Below are 19,831 nucleotides of genomic sequence, written 5' to 3'. Positions count from 1 at the left end.
TTAATATAGTTGTGAAGAGTAACGGGATTTTCAGATATTTTTTTATTATTTTCGTCCCGGTAAGGATGGGATTTGGGTATTACGATCTGTTCTCCAAAATGCTGGCTGCCAGGAAGATATAAACTATTAAGAAGTTCGTTTTCTGTAATATAATGCTTTACAGGATACTCCTCGAATGGAATAGAGTTTGCCGGCCTATAATAATACAAATTTTGAGTCGGGGCAGCATTAAATATAACGGCAATTTTTACATGATCCCGTGAAACGTGTGTACCTTTACTGTTCTCGTAACATTCGTATAATAATTGCTGCGCTAACTTCCCTCCTAAAGAATGTCCGGTAAAGCTCATTTCGTAGTCATCAATTTTTTTTTCTATTAACAGATTATGGACGTCCCTAAGCAGCAATATCGCTGAATACATTTGAAGTGTATACCATGTTGTATTGGAGTTTTCCACCGCGAAGTCTGCAGGACTATTGGAACCGCGGCAAGCAAAGACGATTTGGTTGGTTTCTTTGTCGGCTTCCATTTTTATATACACGGCTGCATAAAAACCATTAGCATCGTTTCTCCCGACTTTCAACACTTTCCACTTGCTTTTCCCTCCCTTCAAATCGCAATCCATTGAAAACTCACTATTTTCCACATCATCCGAATATGATCTTTTAATTAAATTAACAAATTCTAAAGTAGAATGCATGAGTACACCCCATTTAATTTATTTCATACTTAAATACAAAAAAAGACATACCTGTATTAGGTATGTCCTCAGAGTGTTGAGAAACCCTGGTAGTAGAAAAACTCAGCCAAATAGAGGTGGGGTATATCCCGTAAGAGTTTACGTTCGCCTTTGAAACCCGTGAAAATACCGCTAATTCTAATCCAATTCACGGGTTTCAAGAGCGGCTGGAGGGATATACCCACCGGCGTATGCAGAGAGTTTCCTACGCGAAGCGGGTTTCTCAACAAGCTCAAGACATACCCAGTCAGGTATGTCCTCATAGCAAGCCCAGCTCTTTCATTTTCGGCTCCAACTGAATAATTTTGTTTAGCGCCCACTCTGCGTTTCCATCACTGCCTTGCGCCATGTTGTACATGTACAAAATTTGATTGGCGATGGCATAGGCGTTCTTTCTTTTACTTTCGCTGCTGCCCATATATTTGAGCTTCATATCCAAATCTTTCAAGTCCGCCCGCACCTGATTCATGCTGATGCACGGACAAGCCGTGTTGTTGTTCGGATATTCATTGTGCCCCATCACGTTCTCGACGGGAATGTTGAATATGGAGCGCACCGTCATAATCGCGGCATATAGACACTCGCGTTCTTGCGAGGTCAAATTGCGCTTGGACAAATCTCCCGAGACGGAAATGCCTACCGTGTAACCATTATTCGACGAAGTATGATAGCTGAACGTGAGCAAATCGTTCGTTTGGTAAATTTGATCGCCTTTGATCACGATATGGTAGCCGATGCCGCCCCAGCCGTTCGTGTTCACGTGCGCTCTCGCATAGCCTTCGGGCGTTCCGCCTTCTACCGCGGAGTGATGGACACTGATATGCGTGATATCCTCGAACCGGCGCATTTTGTATGGATTGGCCGGATTGGTCAACAGGGAATCCGTAATGTCGAGAATAGGCTTGACGCTATACGGCAGTTGAACCAGTTGAATCGCTCTTAGAGTAGTCGGGCTCCCCATTCTCGGCACCTCCTGTCTGTTCTTTGGCGATCCTTTTGCCATCAATGTAGCCCTCGACCAAGATGTACGTCGCAATCGCTCCTACATTCATCACCAAGGCGACGACTTTCGCAATCGTATTATTATCGACATTGAATAGGACCAGAGTACTCGTGATAACCGCCGCCAGTAATGCCCAAAATTTGCGGCTGCCCAATTTTTGCTTCAGCATGGCCATCTTCCCCTTCCTAAGTTTCACCTAGCTGCTTTTCATCTTCATATTGATTTCGCGAATTTTTCCTTCCACGTATTGTCGGGTCACTGCGGACTCTTTCTCCAAGCTATTGACCTGAAAATGCAGTTCTTTAATGATTTCGCTTTGCGTTTTGAGCAGCTCAACCATATTGTCTTCATCTTTGAAGTATTTGGGCGCCACCTGGGTCAGGTATTTCTTCACCTGCTTAATTCCTACGCGTTTGGTCCAAATGACCGCCAGAGAGGTCAGTGCAGCTTGCAGACTAATTTCCTTCCAATGCGCCACTAACCACACAATGAAATCTTCAATGACCTTCATCATCCATATCACAACCAATTCATATCAAAATTTCGCTACTCCCACTGGATATGATCAAGCTCCTCCACATTCCGCGCAACGTTCAGCTGTTCTTTTAATTGCTGATACCGGGTCAAGCAGCCTTTCTTATGGGCGTCGGCCTCGGATGCAACGGAAATGAACTCTTCCCGGGTATGCGTGACGAATCCCTGATCCTCCGTTTTCCAGACGACATCCGTAATGCTGTTATCGGCCAACAGCATTACGATCTGCCCTGTCGTATTAATCTGATCATAAACGCTAAAAGAATACTTATGCTTCGTCCTGACTGAAGAAAAACCGGATAAAATCCGATTCTCGCACTGCAGCCGCAGCTGTCTCAGCTTCTTTTCCTTCAAGAATTCCAAGCTAATAGGGTGATGCAAAATATCCGCCATATCCCAATTGATCCCATCCACAATGTATGATTACAAATATTCCTGAAATTGATCCCATGTCAGATGAAGGTTTTCGATCATGTCCCACGTTACATGCTTGGACTCCAGATTATCCCAGGTCAAGTGATTGTACTCATATTGAATATCCAAATGAGCGGGAACCACTTCTCTCAAAGCCGTTTGCAGGTCCTGGATATTCGATGGAATACCCGTTTTTTCGGCAAATCTTACGATAATCCGGTACGCCCGGAAATCTTCGACGATATCCATGCTTCCGTTCCCGAACGATTCGGCCACTTGTTCCACGGTAGAACGAGTCGCTGTGCCTATGCCGCGGATTCGTGAAAGAATAAAGCCCCTTCGCTCGTTGTCCGGCAGCTGATACCGGACCGGAAGCCCCAGCTCCATCTCCCACAAATCAAGTCCCCACGTCGCCGTTTGCACAAAATATTGCTTCAATACTTCGTCCAAAGTCTGGTATAACTTATCGAGTTCACCAGCCTGCTGATCGATAATGGCCCCCATAATGGCGGAGGTGCCGTAATACTCGGGCAAATAGTCCAGCATCGTTTGTGCCCTGGGACTCGTCAGCTGATACTTCATCGGAACGTCACATCTCCCAGCACAGCCACTTCATTGGCGGACACAATGACATTTTTCTGGCTGTTATTAATAAAGAAGCTCGTTTGATCGTAATCCACGACGCCCTGTGTATCCAAGATGATTTGCCCCAGACGGGTATAGAGCACATCGTTATTTTCTTTGAAAGAAAGCGATGTGAGATATTTGTCAAACTTTTGCTTGATTTCGTTCTGAATGGCGGTCACATTGCTGCCTGGAAGCACATTGAGCGTTACCTTGATGTCGATCGGTATCTGAATGGCAGGGCGTACCGAGACGCGTACACCGATCGGCGCCTTGCCTTCTCCCGTATTCTTGGAAAATGCAGACGTATATACGACGTTATCCAGCCAAAGCGTCGTCGTCGTATCGCTCTGCAAACGGGTGATTCGCAATTCGAGATGGTCTTCCCCATTCCAGTAAAAATCGACCCACACCGGCCAATCCCGCGAAGCAACGACAGGGTCAACGGAGCCGGAATATTTGAAGAAGCTGAGCAAATCCTTAGCCGATTTCACTTGTACGGCATCCACCGTGCTGCTTGGCCCCGTTTTCGCCCATCCGTTGCGGGAATGATTCCATATCCCGAATTCAACCAAATTCGCCGTCCCCGCCGTACTGCTCACTTTGAAATGCGGCCTCACCCTCCATATGCCCGCTTGCTTCGGCAGAGCCGCATCCAATTCTGTACGCTTGGCCGTACCTATGCCGTCGGAGCTGTACGCAAACTGGAGGGCAGACTTGTTTCTGGCATCCTGCTGGGACGTATCCGTGGATACGCCTTTTCCCCCTTGTACCAGCACGGAATCCTCTTCGACCAAGGTATACGGGGGCGCAATGTAATGCTGCACCGCTTCCGCGATAGCCAAAGACGCCGGCTTCATGGATGCATCCACCACATAGATGCCTACGGTGCCGGGACCTTCATCAACAGGCATGATGGCAGCGCCGCCGACTCCCGCTACCTCGGTGACCCAATTCATATAGTCCGCCTTGTTTCCTCCGGCGGATGTAGAACGTACCCGCTGCAAATAACGAAGCTGCAAGGCTGCGTCATCTTCCATATCGAGACCGCCGGAAGTTTCCTTCAGATTGGTTATACTGGAAACTCCCGAAAGCGGCGAAACCAACAGTTGAATCGCCCGGGCAGAGACGTTGCCGCTTTTGCCGCCGACGATCGCTTCAATATTGACGGTCCCCGCACCGCTAGAGTCCAACACGACTTTGGACAGCGTCTTGAACTCAATCGACGGCTCGCCAATGGCGGAATCGGCCAGCGTAGCGACAATCGTTCCAGCCGAAATTTCCGCCCCCGCCGCTCCTTTAAATTGAATTTCGCCCCGCGCTTTTACCGCCGCCTTGCGTGTAATGCCGTGCTCCGCGCAGCGCAAATTCAAATATTCGCCAAAGGTTGAGCCGACAAACCCCCTGCGCAAAATTTCTCTCGCCCAAATGGCTCCTTGGGCCAATTGAATGGCGGCCGGGGCCAGAGAGTCCCATATATAACTGCCTTCAGCCTTGTCCAGATCGGAGGGCAGGGCGTCCAGCATTCTTTGCATAATCGCTTCTTCCGTTTGATCCTTTAAATAATCAGGCAACACTGTCATCTACTTGGCCACCACACTTCCCGTTAAAGTGCCTGTCGTTCCATGAATATTTCTTACCTCGCAGGTGAACATGCAGGTTTCGCCTTGCCAGTCAAATTGAAAGTTGCTCACGCTTGCCGTGCGAGGGTCGACAGTCAAGCATTCGGCTGCGATCCGTTTAATCTCGCTTTCGTTTCCGGAACGATTCAGTCCCTTGGCGATTAAGTCATCGAACTCCTGACCGTAGTTGCGGGTGTAGGCCAGATATCGGTAACGGGCTGTCGAAAGCGCCTTGTTGCACCATTCCAGCCAAGCCTCTACCCCTCTGGACTCCGCCACTTTCCCCGTCGGCGTCGTAACAAACTCTCCTGCTGCATAATCGAACTTCCAGCTGCGTCCGAAGCCGATGGTGCGCACGGCGAAATCCGAAGCCTCCGGCCGTACGGGCGAGCTAGGAAATAAACTTGCCATCTACACCACCACCTTGCATAAAACGACAAAATCACTGCCGTTGTTCACGGGCTGCACCAGAACCCGGTCTCCCGGCTGCAGGCCCTCTTTGAAATGAATTTTTACATCAGGGATTCGGGCGGTTTCAAAATCGATCTTGGCCGAGCTGCCCCCATTAATTGTTCCCGTTAAACTGAATGCCGGCAGTTCAAGCTCAATTCGCCAGTCTGCCGTCATGTAATCCTGAATTTCATACTTGTAACTGTCCAGTTTTAACCCGCTTGTCGTCATCGTTCCCATCTCGGCCTGCAATCCAGCCACCGCTTGCGACGTGTGGCCGGATATTCTCGTATCGAGCAGAGAAGCAAGTTGTTTAAACGGACTATCCAAGAATTAAACCTCCCTAAATGTGGTGCGAGCTTGTTAAGGCATCACTAATTCTTGCCCGGGAAAAATTTGATTTGGATCTGGACCGATGAGGTCTTTATTTAACTCATAAATTTCATCCAATCTGCTCCCCGATCCAAGATTCAATTTGGCAATTTTCCATAAGGAATCGTCGGATTTTACCACATAGGTTTTGGGTACGGGCTTTAAATCCGTTCTCTGGGAAGGCGAAGTGTCGGTAGCTGTCCGAATCTTCACTTCCCTCCAAGTCCGGCAAGTCAGGTCAAAATAGACGTCTCCCGGTTCCCCCCCGCGGAACGTGCTGACATGCGAAGATACGAGTACGAACACATTGACGGCCGTATCGGTAATAATCAACTGCACGGGCTTCTTGTCCACCATCCACGTATTCAGCTGATTCATCGCAAACTGCGGGTCCGGGACCGGCTCGTACCGGCAATAGCTCATGTCATATTCTTTAGGAAAAAAAGAAGAGAAGGTAATTTCCTTTACCTTCTCTCCCTGCGGAAAATCGATCTCTCCCAAACTTAGGATATTGACCGTTTCAAATTTCTTCTCGCGACGAATGCTGACCTCTTGAGGGTTAACCGGAAAATGCAGCTTTGTTCCCGCAGGGTCCATCAGTATAAAGTCCATCGCATCATCACCACTTTGTCTTAAACTCTGTTTTCCATGGCAAGTCTGACATCCTTGACGATTTTCTGGCCGATACGCAGCGCCAAGTCGTCTTCGTTTAATTTATCTTCAACTCGAACATTGATACCGGAAACGGAGACATTGAGAGGACTCGGTCCGACCGGCTTTTCTACGACCGCGGGCGCTCCATTCCCAGCCGGATAAAGCGCACTGCCGGATGCCAGCGCCGGATTTGTGCCCGGATAAATAGCCGGCTGCGCAGGCGGTTCCGTTTTCACGGCAGGCTTCTCCTCTTTCTTGAACCATTTGCTGGCGAAGCCGGACACCTTTTCCGCCAGAAAGCCTCCTGCCATCGAGCCCACCATGTTGCCTACGAAGCCCCCTGCTACCGTTCCGATGCCAGGTAACAGCGCCGTGCCGATGGCTGCGCCAATCGTCCCGCCGATCGCGCCGCCGGCCAGCTCGCCAGTTGCTTTCGTCGCCGCAGCAGCTTTGTTGTCTGAGGTGGCAACATCCATCACGCCCGACAAGACGTTCAAACCGGGAATCTTCTTGGCAATCGATTTGACTCCCGGGAGCTTGGTTAGCTTTCCTAACCCTTCGGATAGCAGTCCGCCCGCCGTACTCTTCACGGCCTCCATAGGACTATCTTCGCCGGCTGCGCCGACGGCCCCTAAAGCAAGAGCACCTAAGAGGCCGCCTTTTTTCCCGCCCAGCTTCGGACCTTTGCTTGTAGGGGCTTTAGCAGAGCTTTTCACTCCGTCAGCCGCCGAGTTCATGATTGCGGACGCCGCGCCTTTGGTACTCTTACCGGGCGACTTAGAGGAGCTCTTCACTTTGTCGGACGCCGAGCTGAGGCTTGCGGATGCCTGACCCTTCGTTTTTTTACCTTTACTGCTTCCACGCTCCGGGCCACCTTTTCCCCCGCCTCCTGCTGCGGCGGCTCCGGTTCCCTTGAGTTCTTTCAGCGCTCCGGCAAGCATGTTGATGACGTCAACAATGCCCTTCCCCAAATCAACCAGACCTTTGCCCAGGTCCGTCAGTGATTTGCCGACCGTGCTAATCCCGGTACCGACGCCGCCAATAGCGCCGCTTAAATCTTTGATACCTTGGCTAACACCGGTTAAAGCGGTTGTACCGATACCTCCAATGGCTTCGCTCAGTTCTGTGATGCCTTTACTGAGGCCGCCAAAGGCGGTCGTGCCGATACCCCCGATCGCTTCGCTAAATTCTTGGATGCCTTTGCTCAGGCCGCTAAAGGCGGTTGTACCGATACCTCCGATGGCTTCGCTAAATTCTGTGATGCCTTTACTCAGGCCGCCAAAGGCGGTTGTACCGATACCCCCGATTGCCTCACTAAATTCTGTGATGCCTTTACTGAGGCCGCCAAAGGCGGTTGTACCGATACCTCCGATGGCTTCGTTCATTTCTTTGATGCCTTTGCTTATGCCACCCAAAGCGGTCGTACCGATACCCCCGATAGCTCCGCCGAGTTCTTTGATGCCTTTGCTTATGCCGCCCAAGCCGGTCGTGCCGAAATCCTTAAATGCTGCGCCAATTTCCTTCACGCCTGCGCTCACGCCGCCCAAGCCGGTCGTGCCGAAGTCGTTGAACGCCGCACCGACTTCCTTCACGCCTGCACTCACACCGCCCAAACCGGTCGTGCCGAAGTCGTTGAACGCCGCACCGATTTCCTTCACACCGGCGCTCACGCCGCCTAAGCCGGTCGTGCCGAAATCATTGAACGCTGCGCCGAGTTCCTTCACGCCAGCGCTCACGCCGCCCAAGCCGGTCGTACCGAAATCATTGAACGCTGAACCGAGTTCATTTACACCGGCGCTCAGTCCGCCTAAGCCGGTCGTGCCGAAGCCTTTCAATGCTTCGCCCAGTTCCCTCACGCCCGTGCTCATGCCGCCAAAAGCGTCCGTGCTGAAGCCCTTCAGCGCTTCGCCAAGTTCTTTCACGCCCGTGCTCGCACCGCCAAACGCATCGAGGCCCATGCCTTTCAGCGCCTCGCCGAGCCCCTTCACGCCCGTGCTCGCGCCGCCAAAAGCATCCGTGCCCATGCCTTTCAGCGCCTCGCCGAGCTCCTTCACGCCTGTGCTCACTCCCGCAAGAGCGTCCGAGCCCAGACTGTTTAGCGACTTGCCAAGATCCTCGACGCCGGCGGAGACTCCGCCCAAAAAGGACGGCCCCAAGCCTGACAGCGCCTTTTGTACGTCGCCCAATCCATCGGCCACGCCGGTCATGAGGGACTTGCCCATATTGCCCAAGCCCCCGACCGACCCTGAAGCTCCTCCCGAGCTTTCGACCCGAATGCTGACGATCGATTCAATCTTCGGCGTAATCTTCATGGCGCTTAGGGCGCTTGCTGCCGCTCCCGCACGGTTCATCTTATCTTCAACCGCTTGAATCGCAGAGCTTATAGGGCCGAATGACTGGCGCAGCCGTTCCTGCATTTGCTGTAATAGCTGGATTCGCCCCAAAGCAGCTTCAGCCATCTGCACTTCACTTCTTTCATTCTCTCATTTGACGAACTTTCTCTTCATGCTCAAGCTCCAGTTCCATACTGGCGAGCAGGAAGAGCTGTTCCCCGCGAGGGAGCTTCCAGAATTCTCCGGGGCGGAGGTGATGTCTTACCCATATGGCATGGAGCATTCCTCCAAGTCCGCCGGAGACGATTAGTTTTTTACTTCTTCCAGCGTCGTATTGAAGCCGCTAACGTCGAGCACGGAGTCGCCGAGCGCAGACAGTTCGCCCGCCAGCAAAATCCGCTTGATAACCTCCTCGGCTCCGCTCGCCTGGTATTTCGCCAGCAAACGGGAGTCCCCCCAATTGGGGGAAACCGTAGAGGCCGCGATCAAAGCTACGTTGAACTGCTCTTCATCCAGACGCTCCACCATCTGCCCTTTTCTTTCCGTGCGCTCCGTGCAGCGCTCGCGAAGCAAGTAAACTTGCTTGCCGGTTAATCCGCGCAGCGTGACAGGAACTCCCAGACGAGACAGGTTTACCGTTTTTTCCGGGATACGGTCCGCTTCCAGCAGTCTTTGCAAAATTTGTTCATCCATCATCGTTTATCTTCTCCTTTGTACCGTTACTTTTGTCGTTACGCTTTAATCGGGTCTAAAAGCTCGTAGCCTTCAAACGTGAAAGAAATTTCTTCTTTCACTTCTTCGCCGGCCGTCCAGTTGGCAAGCTGCAGGCGGTCCGGAATGACGTTGACCAGACGCACGCGCTCGAAGCCGTAGCTTTCCGGGTCTGCCAATTTGGAAATAATCTCGAATTTAGTAAAGCCTTTTTCCAGCATAAAGCTGGTCACTTTAAACCCGCTGACCGTTCCCGTTCCCTTCTTCGCGCCCAGCTTATGGCGAACCCAGGAATCTCCGGAGAGATTCAGCTCTTTCTTCTGAACCTCTACCTTGGCTTCCAAATGGTTGAAATTCGCTTGCCAATTCCCGTCGATAAATACTTGACCGTACGTTCCAAGTATGACTCTGCTCGCATCTAATGACATTTGTTAGTCCTCCTTAGGTTATCGCAAAAAATTTGCTTCGAATGATCGGCTTACAGCACGATAAAGGTTCCGAAAATTTGCTCCATCGCGTCCGTTAACCGCGCTTCCCACTGAATATAGACTTGATCTGGAGCCGGAGTGATCGTTGCCGACGGACCATAATAGAGCGGGTTCAAATACACGTCCCAGCCGGTCGCTTCAATGACGCCGCCTTGAACCAGCGACTGCATGTACTGCTTCGATGCGCCGACAAGGGCGAGACGGCCTTCCTCGGTATTGTTCACTTTGCCGATATAGTTGCTCTCGGCCGCTTGCATCAAATCGCTGTTAATGGCATCCATGACGCGAATCGTTCTAATTTTTTTCCAAGAGCTGTTCTGGCCTTGACGCAAGGTGACGAGCGAGTTGACGGCTCTAAGCGCCTTCACGATTCGGCCGTCATGGTAAAATAAGAACACGCCGTTCGTCACCGCAAGCTCTTGCTCGCTACGCGTCCATCGGCGAACGACATCGCTGAATGGCGAAGCGGCATACGTCGCGGATTCGCTAAGCTTCTGTCCGGCGATCACACCGGCGACGTAAGCAGATACTTGAGCGGAGCTATAGCTCACGCCATTCCAGACCACGCCTGTCCCCACGTTAATAACGCCCTCATGGTTGAAGTTCGCCGTACTGCGCGCGCTCGCCTTGTTCACGGCATCTGCAGCCGTATCGTCCGCGAGGCTGCCTCCGAGCACGACAACCGCCCCTTTGCCTTCGGAGCGAATTCGTTTCACCCATGCCACAACGCTGGCTTGAATAGCCGAGTCCGAAACGCCGTCCAGTGCAAAATAGTTGAAATCGCGCGTTTCAAACGCCGTTAGCGCATTCGTGTAATCGGTCGCCGTCACGCCGCCAATCCCCGAATTGCCGCCCGCGAGCGCTACGTTGGAAATATCCTTAAGCTCGCCACTGCCGTCATCCAGCTTGGTCGCCGTCACCCACACGTTGCCGCTGTCGTTGTTGATGGCATCGACAACCGTTTGAACCTTTCCGCTCGCGAAGACAAACGTTTTCAGAAGCTTCGTACCTTCAAAAAGCTTCATACTCTTCTTGGTCGCGTCCGCGATATCCGGTTGAATCGTTACCTTAAAGTTGTTGCCTCGCGCGCCGGGGTATTTGGCATTCAACTTGAGAACATCCTTCGGCGTTCCTGCCGTATCTTGAAGCGTCAAAGCGGAAGCGGCTACCGTGTTATCGGCCAGACGGTATGCGACCACCTTTTTCGCTCCGCCCAGCAGCGCCAGCTTCAACGTCGTCAAAGCGGTAGCGTTGCCATCCGTGTCACCACCGAAGTTCTCCAAAATGCCCGCTTCGCTTGTAATTTCTACAAAGCTGCGTACCGGCCCCCAGTGTGCCTTAACCGGAACGCCAACGACGCCCCGCGCGCCCGATTGAATCGAAGCCAAGGCCGCCGCCTGAAAATTCACATACATGCCTGGCAAAACCGATTTATCTACCGTACTCCAAGTTCCTCCTGCCATTACTCATTCACTCTCCTATTCATAAATTGTTCAATGCGCTCCCGTGCTTCCTCTACCGAAAACGTTTCTTCCTCTGCTCCGAACAACGCTCCGATAACCGCTTCCGGAGACACGCCAAATACAGTTAAGGCGTTCGCCATTAACTCTTCGCGAGTATACATCGACATGTGACTCATTCTCTCCTTTTAAAATTATTCAATAATGGCATTGGGTTTAACGCCGCCAATCAACACAGCCGTTGGTTCGTCCCGAGAACGGCGATCCACCATTCTGCTCAATGTCAGCGTCAGCTGACCTTCGATCATTTCGTCCTTCGGCGTGTGCAAGGCGGGACCGACAATCGTGACGTACCTCTTGTTCGCTTCATCCAACATGATTTTTTTGGCGCCGATCAGCTTGCTGACCATCTCGGTGGCCTTCGAATTTTGCTCCGCCAAGGTGCGGCCCAGAACATGCCCCGTAATCTTTTTCTTTAATTGGCATAGGACGCTGCCCTGATCCCGCATCTCAACGTCGTTCAGCCTCCACAAGATCGATGGAGCCAAATAATCGACAGGCCATGTGTTGCGGTACACCTTCCATTCGGAAGGCAATTGAAGGCTTGTCCATTTGGCCAGCGCTTCCACCCACGGGTCTGCAGCGGTTGCGGCATCCGTCCCTCCGGAAGGCTTGATCTGTACGGAAAATCTGGCGCTTCTTGATATAGCCGACAGCGTCGTATCCACTTCATCCGAACGATGCGTGCCCTCGTAACGGCATGTAAACGATGCGCCGCCCGCGCCGCCTTCCGTCAAGCGCTGTCCATCCAGCGCCTGCTTGACTTTAGCCATCAGCGCATCGACTTCGTGAAAAGACGCCATTCCGCTGTAGCACCGCACCTCGTAATGGCGGACAAGCCCCCTCCACGGCTCTTCCTGCTCCTCCTTGCGCTGAAGCAGCACCAAATACGGCTTCGGCGTGGATGAGCTGACCTCGTGAAGCTGGTAGCAGCGCCCCCCGATCTCAGGCAATTGTGCGATCAGGCGCGCTTGAATTTCAGCTCTCATGTTTTCAGCCTCCTTGTGCGTTTCATTGGAGTTCACCTCCTTTCCGGCGGGCTAGTCTGGCCCTATCTTGCCTGTTCCATTGCGCTCCGGGTCAACTCCACTTGATTTGCTCAATCTCGGAAGATGAGGTTGCCGCTTGCAGTTTGGATTCAAGAAATCTTAATTTATCCAACTGGGCGATCTTGTGCATCATGCCGTCCGTCCATAACCGGGAAAATTGGTCTTTGGTATGTACGATAACGCCCACATCGCGAGTGTTCCATTTCGCTTCTTTCAAGGCAGGATCCGTCGCAAACAATTCCTTCAAAGAATGCATATTGATTTGAGCTTCCAAGTCATACGAATACTCATGCATTTCGCCGACAGCGGAAGACAGAAAGGTTCCGGTAATGGCTTGCGAGCAGCACTTGTCCAAGTAACGCAGCTTTTCGGCTTTCTTTTGTTCTATGGAATTATCCGATTCCTTGGGCTGCATCGCTTCCAACGCGGCTTGCAGCTCTTCGTCCGTCGGTTTCGGAGCGTCAAGGTTCCATTGCGCAATGTAGGCCCCCTTGCCATCCAAGTCGTCCTGTACGACGAAATCAACCATTCGCACGGCGGTCGGATAAAGATGTTGGATAGCGAGCCACTTCTTCCTCTGGTCTTCGGTAGGCACACAAAATTCGCCATTTTGAACAACGTACTTTCCTTGTTCGCTGACGGCGTCCTTCCATTGCTCTTCGGTGATCTGGACAACCATGGAAGGGATTTTATCCACGTCCCACACATCGTCATTGTAGAAAGCAAGGATATTCCCTTTCGCATCAAACTCCACATAATATTGAGCCACTTGAAGTCCCTCCTCAGTAACCAATGGCAAACCAATGGATAGTTTGTGGCGGCCCTGTTACCGTCCATGCCATGAACTGCGTGTTCGAGTAGCTTCCGATTCCAACGGTTTGCGAGGCCACGGATGTTTCCACTTGACCATAGACATGCATCACATAGTTAGGAAACGCAACGGGAAACGTCACCGCTCCGGAGTTGCTTATCAATGCCGTACCCCATTGAAGGATGAGACCGCTCGGCAATTTTTGATAGCCATTGATGGCTTTGCTTATCGCGCTGTTGTTATCCCCCCAAGGGTTTACGACGCCTTTCTGGCTGATATGTACTTGTCGGGCTAAATTTTCCGTCGCACTGACCCGGGCCTCTACGTCCGCTTGATGGGCTGCCAGTTGATCGACAACCTTTTTCAAGTTGCTCGCATACTCGCCTTGGATGGATTCAAGGTTGCAGGTGAGCGCGTATTGGTCGAGAGCCAGATAAGTGACGGTGTAGGCAGCGGCGGGATCGTAGTTGCTTGCGGGTATTACGGCGTAATTTCTGCTCTCTGGACCACCTGTTCCAAAAGACCATTTTTTATCGGCGTGATTTCCGCGATATACAGTAATATACTTCCTAACCCCAGCGCGTAAAGGTGCCTTCACGCTATGAGCATTGAGAAAGTATTCGTTTAAAAATACATCATAAAAAGGAACAGTCTTCTCCCTTACAATCATCCCATTACCTACTTCAATCTGATTCGGCCCCTCGTGCAACGTGATTTCGCCCTCGGACGCAATTTCTTCGACGGTCGCCTCGATAAGCTGGTATTGTAGTTTGTACGGTGTGAATCCAGGTGCTGGAGTCGTTGGGGCATTAATTCCTACGTCCTGCCACCCGCCGTCGGGTCTCCTGTACGCCCATGCTTTTATCCCGGACCCGTTATAGTGGATATCACCGCTGCCACCCGCGACATACATTTTGTACCCAAGGAAATACGCCTTAATTTCGTTTGTTGATAGATCCTTGTACAAATCACCCCAGCCGCTGTCTGAGTTGGAAACGGTTAGTCGTAAAACACGCGAGCTTTGGGATAGAATCGACTGATCTGCACCTGTCAATGGAAACACATGGGGAATAGTTTTCCCATCATATTTGATAACTTTTTCAGTGTCCGAAAGGCCGTCAGCTATGGATATTTCCACTGTTCTGTACCCTGAACCATCTTGATATAGCCGCCACCCTAAATTCCCGTCCAAATCCACCGTCTTGAACCGCGTCTGCTTCCAATACTTCCCGTCACGCTGAAACAGCGTATCGTAGACTGTCCCATCAACGTTTGAGGCGAGTTGGATGTTCGGGAAGAGCAAGTAATCGTCGTTACGCGGCTTGAACGGTAGCGCATCTGGACCGAGATTAAGCATCGGATTCGTGAATGTGAACGTTCCTGCGGAATCCGCAGAAAACAGCACGCGTAAATAAGCACAATTCGCCTCCGTAGTCTTACTCTGTCGTTGCGAAGTCGAATAAGTTCCATTTGTAATCATCATCTTGCTGGAATCGAGAGAAATAAATTTAGCTTTGCCTGTCATGGCAGGGCAACTTAGCGTATAGGTTGTATTTGGCTTGGCCGGAATATCGATATAGCACTCATTCTGCAAAACGTCCGTTCCCGTTGATGTAATCGTCAAAGCATACGGATCGGTTGCGACCCCGTTCCCGTTTGTAAGCTTATACTCGCTGAACGGCGGCAGCAGGTTTTCCCCGTACTTGATGACATATGGCGAGTAGATGCTTTTCATATCATCGACATAAGGCCATTTGGCGGCGATCTGCTCCGGCGTCATGCCATCAAGCGCATCGTATTCCGCTTGTGAAATTTCGTAGAGGCGGATACCGTCTACATACGCATACTGACCTCCCGACCCTAGCACGATAAAAAACACAAGTCTAAAAGAACTTGAAACCTTGATTTGACTGGCGTCAATTTTGGCATAGGTAAGGTTAAATCTTGTTGCATCGGTGACAAAGGATGCTAAAACACCGTACCCGGCCTCGTCTGAAAATTTAAGGACTCCGCTTGTACCGTTGCCATTCTTCACTTCACCGATGAGAATATACTTTTTTTTCTGATCATTCTTAATCAAGCTGGATACTTCTAAAAATGCATTGCCAGACGTAGAACCTGTTGGAATCTCGACCTTCAAGCTCCTTGTTCCGTAAACGTAATGTGTTGTATCCGTCGTTAGTACGGCGCCGTTTCCGGTTTTGAACTTGGTCGAATCTTCACAATTCCCATCCCGCCCGAGCAGGTTCACCAAGGTCCTTCCTTTGATGCTGACGTTCTCCAACATACTGGTCTGCTTCGCATTGATAACTTGCATCCCATAGCCTAGCTCCACCGGGGTCGGATCCTCTGCCAGCAGTTGACCCGCAAAAGCATCTATCTTCTCGAAGTTCTCGTTAAATTCTGTCCTTAAGACCTGATCCGCGCCTGTCCAATGATGCAATCGCAAATTTGAAGTTTTATTGCCGCTCACCAATAATCCCTCATTTCCAAATAAAATAGCGCGAAGAAATCATTCGTTCGCGCTACGGTCGAATAACCCAAAGGAACCGACTTCAAAAACTTAAGTTCGCCAGTTTAATGATGGGATCCGCTTCGGTTTTTAAAGCCATAATGTCGTCAAGCTCTTGCCGACTGATCCAGCCTTTATCCAGAGCGCGGTCAAGCTCGTCATAATCATAATTGCGGGCTACATAGCTTTTCACATCCGTACAGTAGCTTTCCGGTACCCCTTTGAAACCATCCCGAGGCGTCAAGCGCTCGTTACCAAATATGGTAATGTTGCGCGCATAAGTAGAGACAAGAAACGGCAAGTTTGGCATGGCGGGTCTACTCCTCCCCTTTGCTCATGAAATATTCCATGAATGCCTGCAAGTCGGCGCTGACGGCTGCTGCTTGTTCTTCTTGCTTTTTCAATTGCGCGGTCAGCGCAGCAATCTTTTCTTCGGGCGTCATTTGCGCAACTAGTCGGGCAGCCCACTCGGCATCCAACTCCACTTGGCTTCGTTCGGCGAGCGCTCCGCTTTGCCACTTGTATTTGCATTGCAAGCGCTCGTTGCGTAGTTGTGTCGCAAAATGCCTGCCAGCGTTTTCGTCAATGCAAATGTCCGTCGGCTCTGGCGTTTCGAACGCGGTCGAAAATCCGTGAATGACGAGATCGGCCTCGTCCGTGCGTACGTAGTGTTTGTAAGCGTCCATAAGGCGTGCCCCTTTTCATTAGATTTCAGCGTCGGCCGTCCAGTGCCATATATATGTTCCCGCCGACATGCCACCACTACCGTAATAGAGTCTCCCGGCACGATTTGTCGAAGCGTACTCCATCCCGCTGACCGCCGAATCATTGACGTCACCGAATCTCCGCGCTTTGGAAATTGCGCCTGTGAACGGAGAATATACCTTCATAGTTGGGATGGTTCTCTTGGCTACTGTAAACTGTCCACCGTCTGCAATGATGTAGCCGCCTTCAGAGTAGGCCGTTATAAACCCTTCATAACTCACTGTCCCCGGAGTTATTCCGTAATTATACGACTTCTCATAATATCGTTGACACAATGCCAGCTCATCTGCAAAATGCCTCGGCTGGAACGGAAGAGTTACGTCACCGGCGCAAAGCTGCACTTGGGCGAAATCGAAATCTCCTGTTTCATACGTGCCAACCTCGTCGGATGGTATGGAAATGACGTCGTTGTCTTGTTTGTAAGGAATAAAGTAAAGCCCCAGGTAGTCACTTTTACTTGTTCCCAAAGTTTTCCCCGCAATAGACGGAACATCGAACGTGACAATGAAAAATTGCCAAGCCGTTGTCAGGTTGATCGTTTTACCGCCTGGGCATGACACACTTGATGATGGGCTGCCGTACCCGAAATTTTGAAACAAAGAGACCGCGATTTGGCGACTGCTGCTCGCCTTGGCCCAAAAGCTTACCGTGCATTTTTGTCCGGCAAACGTGAACACAGACTCGACAAACTGCGCCATCCTCATGAATGCACTTCTGGTTCCCTTGGTACCGACCGAAGTTACGCTTAACCTTCCGAAGTACTTTGGATTTCCGGGGACTGCGGTCTGGCTTAATGCAAAAGGCTGTTGCGACATCGTAAAGCTGCTAGATCCTGTTCCTCCTGTCCCTGCAAATACCTGGCCAACCCATCTATCCAAACCATATCCATACGCATTTTCCGAACCGTAATTACCATTCCGGATAACGCTGGAACCTCGCTGCGCTACATCGAACCCGCCATTGATGATCGCTTGCCGCGACATGGCGTTAAGCGGCAATGCTGCTTCAAGTCGATCCTTTATACCTTGAACCACCGAGACCTGCTCCGACATATCCGCCTGATTAACTGCCAGCGTATCGACAACAGTTCTCAAATTGCTCGCGTATTCACTTTGTATGGATTCAAGGTTACAGGTCAGAGCGTATTGGTCACGGGCAAGATAGGTGACCGTGTAGACCGCTGTGGGGTCGTAACCTCCAGATAAAGCAGGGATGAATGCATCTGCTCCGCCGTAAGCCGATGAGCTTTTAAAGCTATCTCTTTTGATCCACGCCAGATCAATTCGATCATTTCTGAACACGGTTAGAATCCTATTTGTTCTATTCTTAAGAGTAGAGCCTGAGGCAGCCGTGTTATTTATCAAATAGTTTCCGTCCAGATCAATCGGATTCGCTCTTTCCCTTACAATCATCCCGGTTCCCACTTCAACCTGATTCAGTCCTGAGTGAAACGTTATCCCGCCTTCAACCCGAATTTCCTCGACCGTTGGTACAGCAAGCTGGTATTGAAGACTGTAAGGCTGGTATCCCGGTGCGAGGTTGCTGGGAGCCGTTTTTTTAGTAAATTCATTTTCTTTGTCTGGATTCCACACAGCACCAGGCGACCAATAGGCGTACCACCGTTTAAACCGAGCTTCTCCTCCGCTCCATGGCTTTCCGCTTGTGTCGATTAATTTCCACCCGTAGAAATATGCCTTAATCTCTTCTTCTGACGGTTCATACTTATCCCACCACCCGCTGTCTTCGTCGGAAACGGTAACATAAACGATACCCGAATCCTGTGCAATAGCTCCTCTGTCCGGGGCAGACGGGATGCCCGTAAGATTCGGGAGTACCTTGTCGTACTTCATAAATAGTCCTAAGTCCCCTGTGATAGGAAAAACGGGGCTTTCAAGCGACAATTGCTTGAAGCCGGTATAATTACCCGTACGTTTCCAACTTTTAGAGCCATCCAGTACCATCGTTTTGATCCGTGTATGCTTCCAGTATTTCCCGCCACTCTTAAACAATTGGTCGCATACCGTCCCGTCTGCGCTTGAAGCAAGCTGCACATTCGGGAAAAGCAACATGTCATCATTACGCGGCTTGAACGGCAGCGCCGTTGGTCCGACGTTAAGCATCCCCTTCTCAAACGTAAACGTACCGACAGGCTCCGGATTAACGGTGTATACGACAATATAGCTCACGTCGGACGGAGACGTTCCGGTAACGGACTGTTCGGCGGTAAAGCCACCCCCGGCGTCAACGAATGTTCCATCCTTTTTATAAAACCGGAGAAGCATTTTGCCCGTATGGTTCATGCTCAACGTATACGGCGTAGATGGCATGCACGGCAGCTTGGCCGTTCCCAGCCACGTATCCTTAGCCGTCGTTTGCTGTTGAATTTTGTACGGACCTAGAATATTCGTGCCTCCGTCAGTACGGATCATTTCCCACTCTGTGAACGGGGGCAGCAGGTTCTCCCCGTACTTGAGAATATACGGCGAGTAGATCGATTTCCTATCTTCGACGTACGGCCATTTGACGGCGATCTGCTCCGGCGTCATCCTGTCGATGGCATCATAGTCATCTTTGGATATTTCAAAAAGTCTTACTCCATCCGCATACCCAAATTGCCCGGCAGTTCCGGTTGCAGTGACATTTATTCCTACGTCTGTTGCAGATATGCCGGTAAACTTTCCAAAAGCAAGAGTAAACTTCGAAGTATCTACAACCGCATTCGTTGCCGTTGGCGGGCCTTGTCCGGATATAGACAAATTCATCTGTGTGGCGTTGCCGTTCTTTAACTCGCCCATAAGAAGATAGTACTTATCCGCATCAAAATTGAACCCTCTCACAGTAACGGCGGAACCGATCGTATAACCATCTGCGATGGTGACCTTCAAGCCGTTGCTGCCGTAAACAAAGTTGTTGGGATCAAGCGCATGAGTGGTGTGATAATCGTTCCAATTCCCGACGTCCTCACAATTACCTGCCCTTCCGAGCAGATTCACCAGTGTCCGGCCCTTGATGCTGACATTCTTCAGCATACTGGTCTGCTTTACGTTGACGACTTGCATCCCATGATTTAAATGAACCGGAGTCGCGTCCGCTGCCATGAGTTGGCTGCCATAAGCATCTAGCTTCTCGAAATTTTCATTAAACTCCGCTCGCAATACCTGATCCGAGCCTGTCCAATGATGCAAGTTCAGATGCGGCGTTTTATTGCTGCTCAACAGTTATCCCCCCC

Annotated in this window: 20 protein-coding genes; all 20 read right to left on the bottom strand. The window is 50.8% G+C overall.

Going from position 1 to position 19,831, the window contains the following annotated elements; all coding sequences use genetic code 11:
* Positions 1–999: 999 nt before the first annotated feature.
* Entirely contained in the window at positions 1,000–1,701 is a 702-nt protein-coding gene (locus NI000_RS11120) for a peptidoglycan recognition protein family protein (RefSeq protein WP_253410434.1), read from the bottom strand.
* Positions 1,649–1,912, bottom strand: coding sequence for a hypothetical protein (locus NI000_RS11115; RefSeq protein ID WP_253410432.1), 264 nt, complete (start codon positions 1,910–1,912; stop codon positions 1,649–1,651). The genes NI000_RS11120 and NI000_RS11115 overlap by 53 nt, the downstream gene beginning before the upstream one ends.
* A 27-nt stretch (positions 1,913–1,939) precedes the next feature.
* Complete coding sequence (locus NI000_RS11110; RefSeq protein WP_108530156.1) at positions 1,940–2,257, bottom strand: hypothetical protein; 318 nt, start codon at positions 2,255–2,257, stop codon at positions 1,940–1,942.
* Positions 2,258–2,289: 32 nt separating this feature from the next.
* The gene (locus tag NI000_RS11105; RefSeq protein WP_253410431.1) at positions 2,290–2,670 is read right to left on the bottom strand and encodes a DUF4376 domain-containing protein; all 381 of its coding nucleotides are present in this window, start codon (positions 2,668–2,670) and stop codon (positions 2,290–2,292) included.
* Between the two features lie 30 nt (positions 2,671–2,700).
* Positions 2,701–3,273, bottom strand: a complete 573-nt coding sequence (locus NI000_RS11100) for a putative phage tail protein (RefSeq protein WP_253410429.1) — start codon at positions 3,271–3,273, stop codon at positions 2,701–2,703.
* Complete coding sequence (locus NI000_RS11095) at positions 3,270–4,898, bottom strand: baseplate J/gp47 family protein (RefSeq protein WP_253410427.1); 1,629 nt, start codon at positions 4,896–4,898, stop codon at positions 3,270–3,272. The genes NI000_RS11100 and NI000_RS11095 overlap by 4 nt, the downstream gene beginning before the upstream one ends.
* The gene (locus tag NI000_RS11090) at positions 4,899–5,348 is read right to left on the bottom strand and encodes a DUF2634 domain-containing protein (protein ID WP_253410425.1); all 450 of its coding nucleotides are present in this window, start codon (positions 5,346–5,348) and stop codon (positions 4,899–4,901) included.
* Entirely contained in the window at positions 5,349–5,717 is a 369-nt protein-coding gene (locus tag NI000_RS11085; RefSeq protein ID WP_253410423.1) for a DUF2577 family protein, read from the bottom strand.
* Between the two features lie 33 nt (positions 5,718–5,750).
* On the bottom strand, positions 5,751–6,371 hold the full coding sequence (locus tag NI000_RS11080; RefSeq protein WP_253410421.1) for a LysM peptidoglycan-binding domain-containing protein: 621 nt from the start codon (positions 6,369–6,371) through the stop codon (positions 5,751–5,753).
* Positions 6,372–6,391: 20 nt separating this feature from the next.
* On the bottom strand, positions 6,392–8,872 hold the full coding sequence (locus tag NI000_RS11075; protein WP_253410419.1) for a hypothetical protein: 2,481 nt from the start codon (positions 8,870–8,872) through the stop codon (positions 6,392–6,394).
* 180 nt (positions 8,873–9,052) lie between these two features.
* Complete coding sequence (locus tag NI000_RS11070; RefSeq protein WP_063915641.1) at positions 9,053–9,442, bottom strand: phage tail assembly chaperone; 390 nt, start codon at positions 9,440–9,442, stop codon at positions 9,053–9,055.
* A 35-nt stretch (positions 9,443–9,477) separates the two neighbouring features.
* A complete protein-coding gene (locus NI000_RS11065; RefSeq protein ID WP_063179992.1) occupies positions 9,478–9,885 on the bottom strand; it encodes a phage tail tube protein in 408 nt (135 codons plus the stop codon).
* A 50-nt stretch (positions 9,886–9,935) separates the two neighbouring features.
* Positions 9,936–11,408: a phage tail sheath family protein gene (locus tag NI000_RS11060; protein WP_253410417.1), complete on the bottom strand. Its 1,473-nt coding sequence runs from the start codon at positions 11,406–11,408 to the stop codon at positions 9,936–9,938.
* On the bottom strand, positions 11,408–11,575 hold the full coding sequence (locus tag NI000_RS11055; protein WP_163852416.1) for a hypothetical protein: 168 nt from the start codon (positions 11,573–11,575) through the stop codon (positions 11,408–11,410). Before NI000_RS11055 ends, NI000_RS11060 begins: the two co-directional genes overlap by 1 nt.
* A gap of 24 nt (positions 11,576–11,599) precedes the next feature.
* Positions 11,600–12,454, bottom strand: a complete 855-nt coding sequence (locus tag NI000_RS11050; protein WP_253410415.1) for a DUF3168 domain-containing protein — start codon at positions 12,452–12,454, stop codon at positions 11,600–11,602.
* 91 nt (positions 12,455–12,545) lie between these two features.
* Positions 12,546–13,283 (bottom strand): XkdW family protein, encoded by a 738-nt coding sequence (locus NI000_RS11045; protein WP_253410413.1) that lies wholly within the window; start codon positions 13,281–13,283, stop codon positions 12,546–12,548.
* Between the two features lie 13 nt (positions 13,284–13,296).
* Entirely contained in the window at positions 13,297–15,798 is a 2,502-nt protein-coding gene (locus tag NI000_RS11040) for a gp53-like domain-containing protein (RefSeq protein WP_253410411.1), read from the bottom strand.
* A gap of 82 nt (positions 15,799–15,880) precedes the next feature.
* The gene (locus NI000_RS11035) at positions 15,881–16,147 is read right to left on the bottom strand and encodes a hypothetical protein (RefSeq protein WP_253410410.1); all 267 of its coding nucleotides are present in this window, start codon (positions 16,145–16,147) and stop codon (positions 15,881–15,883) included.
* Positions 16,148–16,154: 7 nt separating this feature from the next.
* Positions 16,155–16,523 (bottom strand): hypothetical protein, encoded by a 369-nt coding sequence (locus tag NI000_RS11030; RefSeq protein WP_253410408.1) that lies wholly within the window; start codon positions 16,521–16,523, stop codon positions 16,155–16,157.
* An 18-nt stretch (positions 16,524–16,541) separates the two neighbouring features.
* Positions 16,542–19,817, bottom strand: a complete 3,276-nt coding sequence (locus NI000_RS11025; RefSeq protein ID WP_253410406.1) for a hypothetical protein — start codon at positions 19,815–19,817, stop codon at positions 16,542–16,544.
* Positions 19,818–19,831 lie beyond the last annotated feature (14 nt).

This window comes from Paenibacillus tyrphae, assembly GCF_024158745.1.
In the GTDB taxonomy this organism is placed as follows: domain Bacteria; phylum Bacillota; class Bacilli; order Paenibacillales; family NBRC-103111; genus Paenibacillus_G; species Paenibacillus_G tyrfis_A.
This window is presented reverse-complemented; position numbering and strand designations above follow the sequence as displayed.

What these genes read in the sequence shown, in the direction of transcription:
- NI000_RS11120 (WP_253410434.1), bottom strand. Translation starts at nt 1,701, where the DNA reads ATGGGGAGCCCGACTACTCTAAGAGCGATTCAACTGGTTCAACTGCCG.
- NI000_RS11115 (WP_253410432.1), bottom strand. Translation starts at nt 1,912, where the DNA reads ATGCTGAAGCAAAAATTGGGCAGCCGCAAATTTTGGGCATTACTGGCG.
- NI000_RS11110 (WP_108530156.1), bottom strand. Translation starts at nt 2,257, where the DNA reads ATGATGAAGGTCATTGAAGATTTCATTGTGTGGTTAGTGGCGCATTGG.
- NI000_RS11105 (WP_253410431.1), bottom strand. Translation starts at nt 2,670, where the DNA reads ATGGCGGATATTTTGCATCACCCTATTAGCTTGGAATTCTTGAAGGAA.
- NI000_RS11100 (WP_253410429.1), bottom strand. Translation starts at nt 3,273, where the DNA reads ATGAAGTATCAGCTGACGAGTCCCAGGGCACAAACGATGCTGGACTAT.
- NI000_RS11095 (WP_253410427.1), bottom strand. Translation starts at nt 4,898, where the DNA reads ATGACAGTGTTGCCTGATTATTTAAAGGATCAAACGGAAGAAGCGATT.
- NI000_RS11090 (WP_253410425.1), bottom strand. Translation starts at nt 5,348, where the DNA reads ATGGCAAGTTTATTTCCTAGCTCGCCCGTACGGCCGGAGGCTTCGGAT.
- NI000_RS11080 (WP_253410421.1), bottom strand. Translation starts at nt 6,371, where the DNA reads ATGGACTTTATACTGATGGACCCTGCGGGAACAAAGCTGCATTTTCCG.
- NI000_RS11075 (WP_253410419.1), bottom strand. Translation starts at nt 8,872, where the DNA reads ATGGCTGAAGCTGCTTTGGGGCGAATCCAGCTATTACAGCAAATGCAG.
- NI000_RS11070 (WP_063915641.1), bottom strand. Translation starts at nt 9,442, where the DNA reads ATGATGGATGAACAAATTTTGCAAAGACTGCTGGAAGCGGACCGTATC.
- NI000_RS11065 (WP_063179992.1), bottom strand. Translation starts at nt 9,885, where the DNA reads ATGTCATTAGATGCGAGCAGAGTCATACTTGGAACGTACGGTCAAGTA.
- NI000_RS11060 (WP_253410417.1), bottom strand. Translation starts at nt 11,408, where the DNA reads ATGGCAGGAGGAACTTGGAGTACGGTAGATAAATCGGTTTTGCCAGGC.
- NI000_RS11055 (WP_163852416.1), bottom strand. Translation starts at nt 11,575, where the DNA reads ATGTCGATGTATACTCGCGAAGAGTTAATGGCGAACGCCTTAACTGTA.
- NI000_RS11050 (WP_253410415.1), bottom strand. Translation starts at nt 12,454, where the DNA reads ATGAGAGCTGAAATTCAAGCGCGCCTGATCGCACAATTGCCTGAGATC.
- NI000_RS11035 (WP_253410410.1), bottom strand. Translation starts at nt 16,147, where the DNA reads ATGCCAAACTTGCCGTTTCTTGTCTCTACTTATGCGCGCAACATTACC.
- NI000_RS11030 (WP_253410408.1), bottom strand. Translation starts at nt 16,523, where the DNA reads ATGGACGCTTACAAACACTACGTACGCACGGACGAGGCCGATCTCGTC.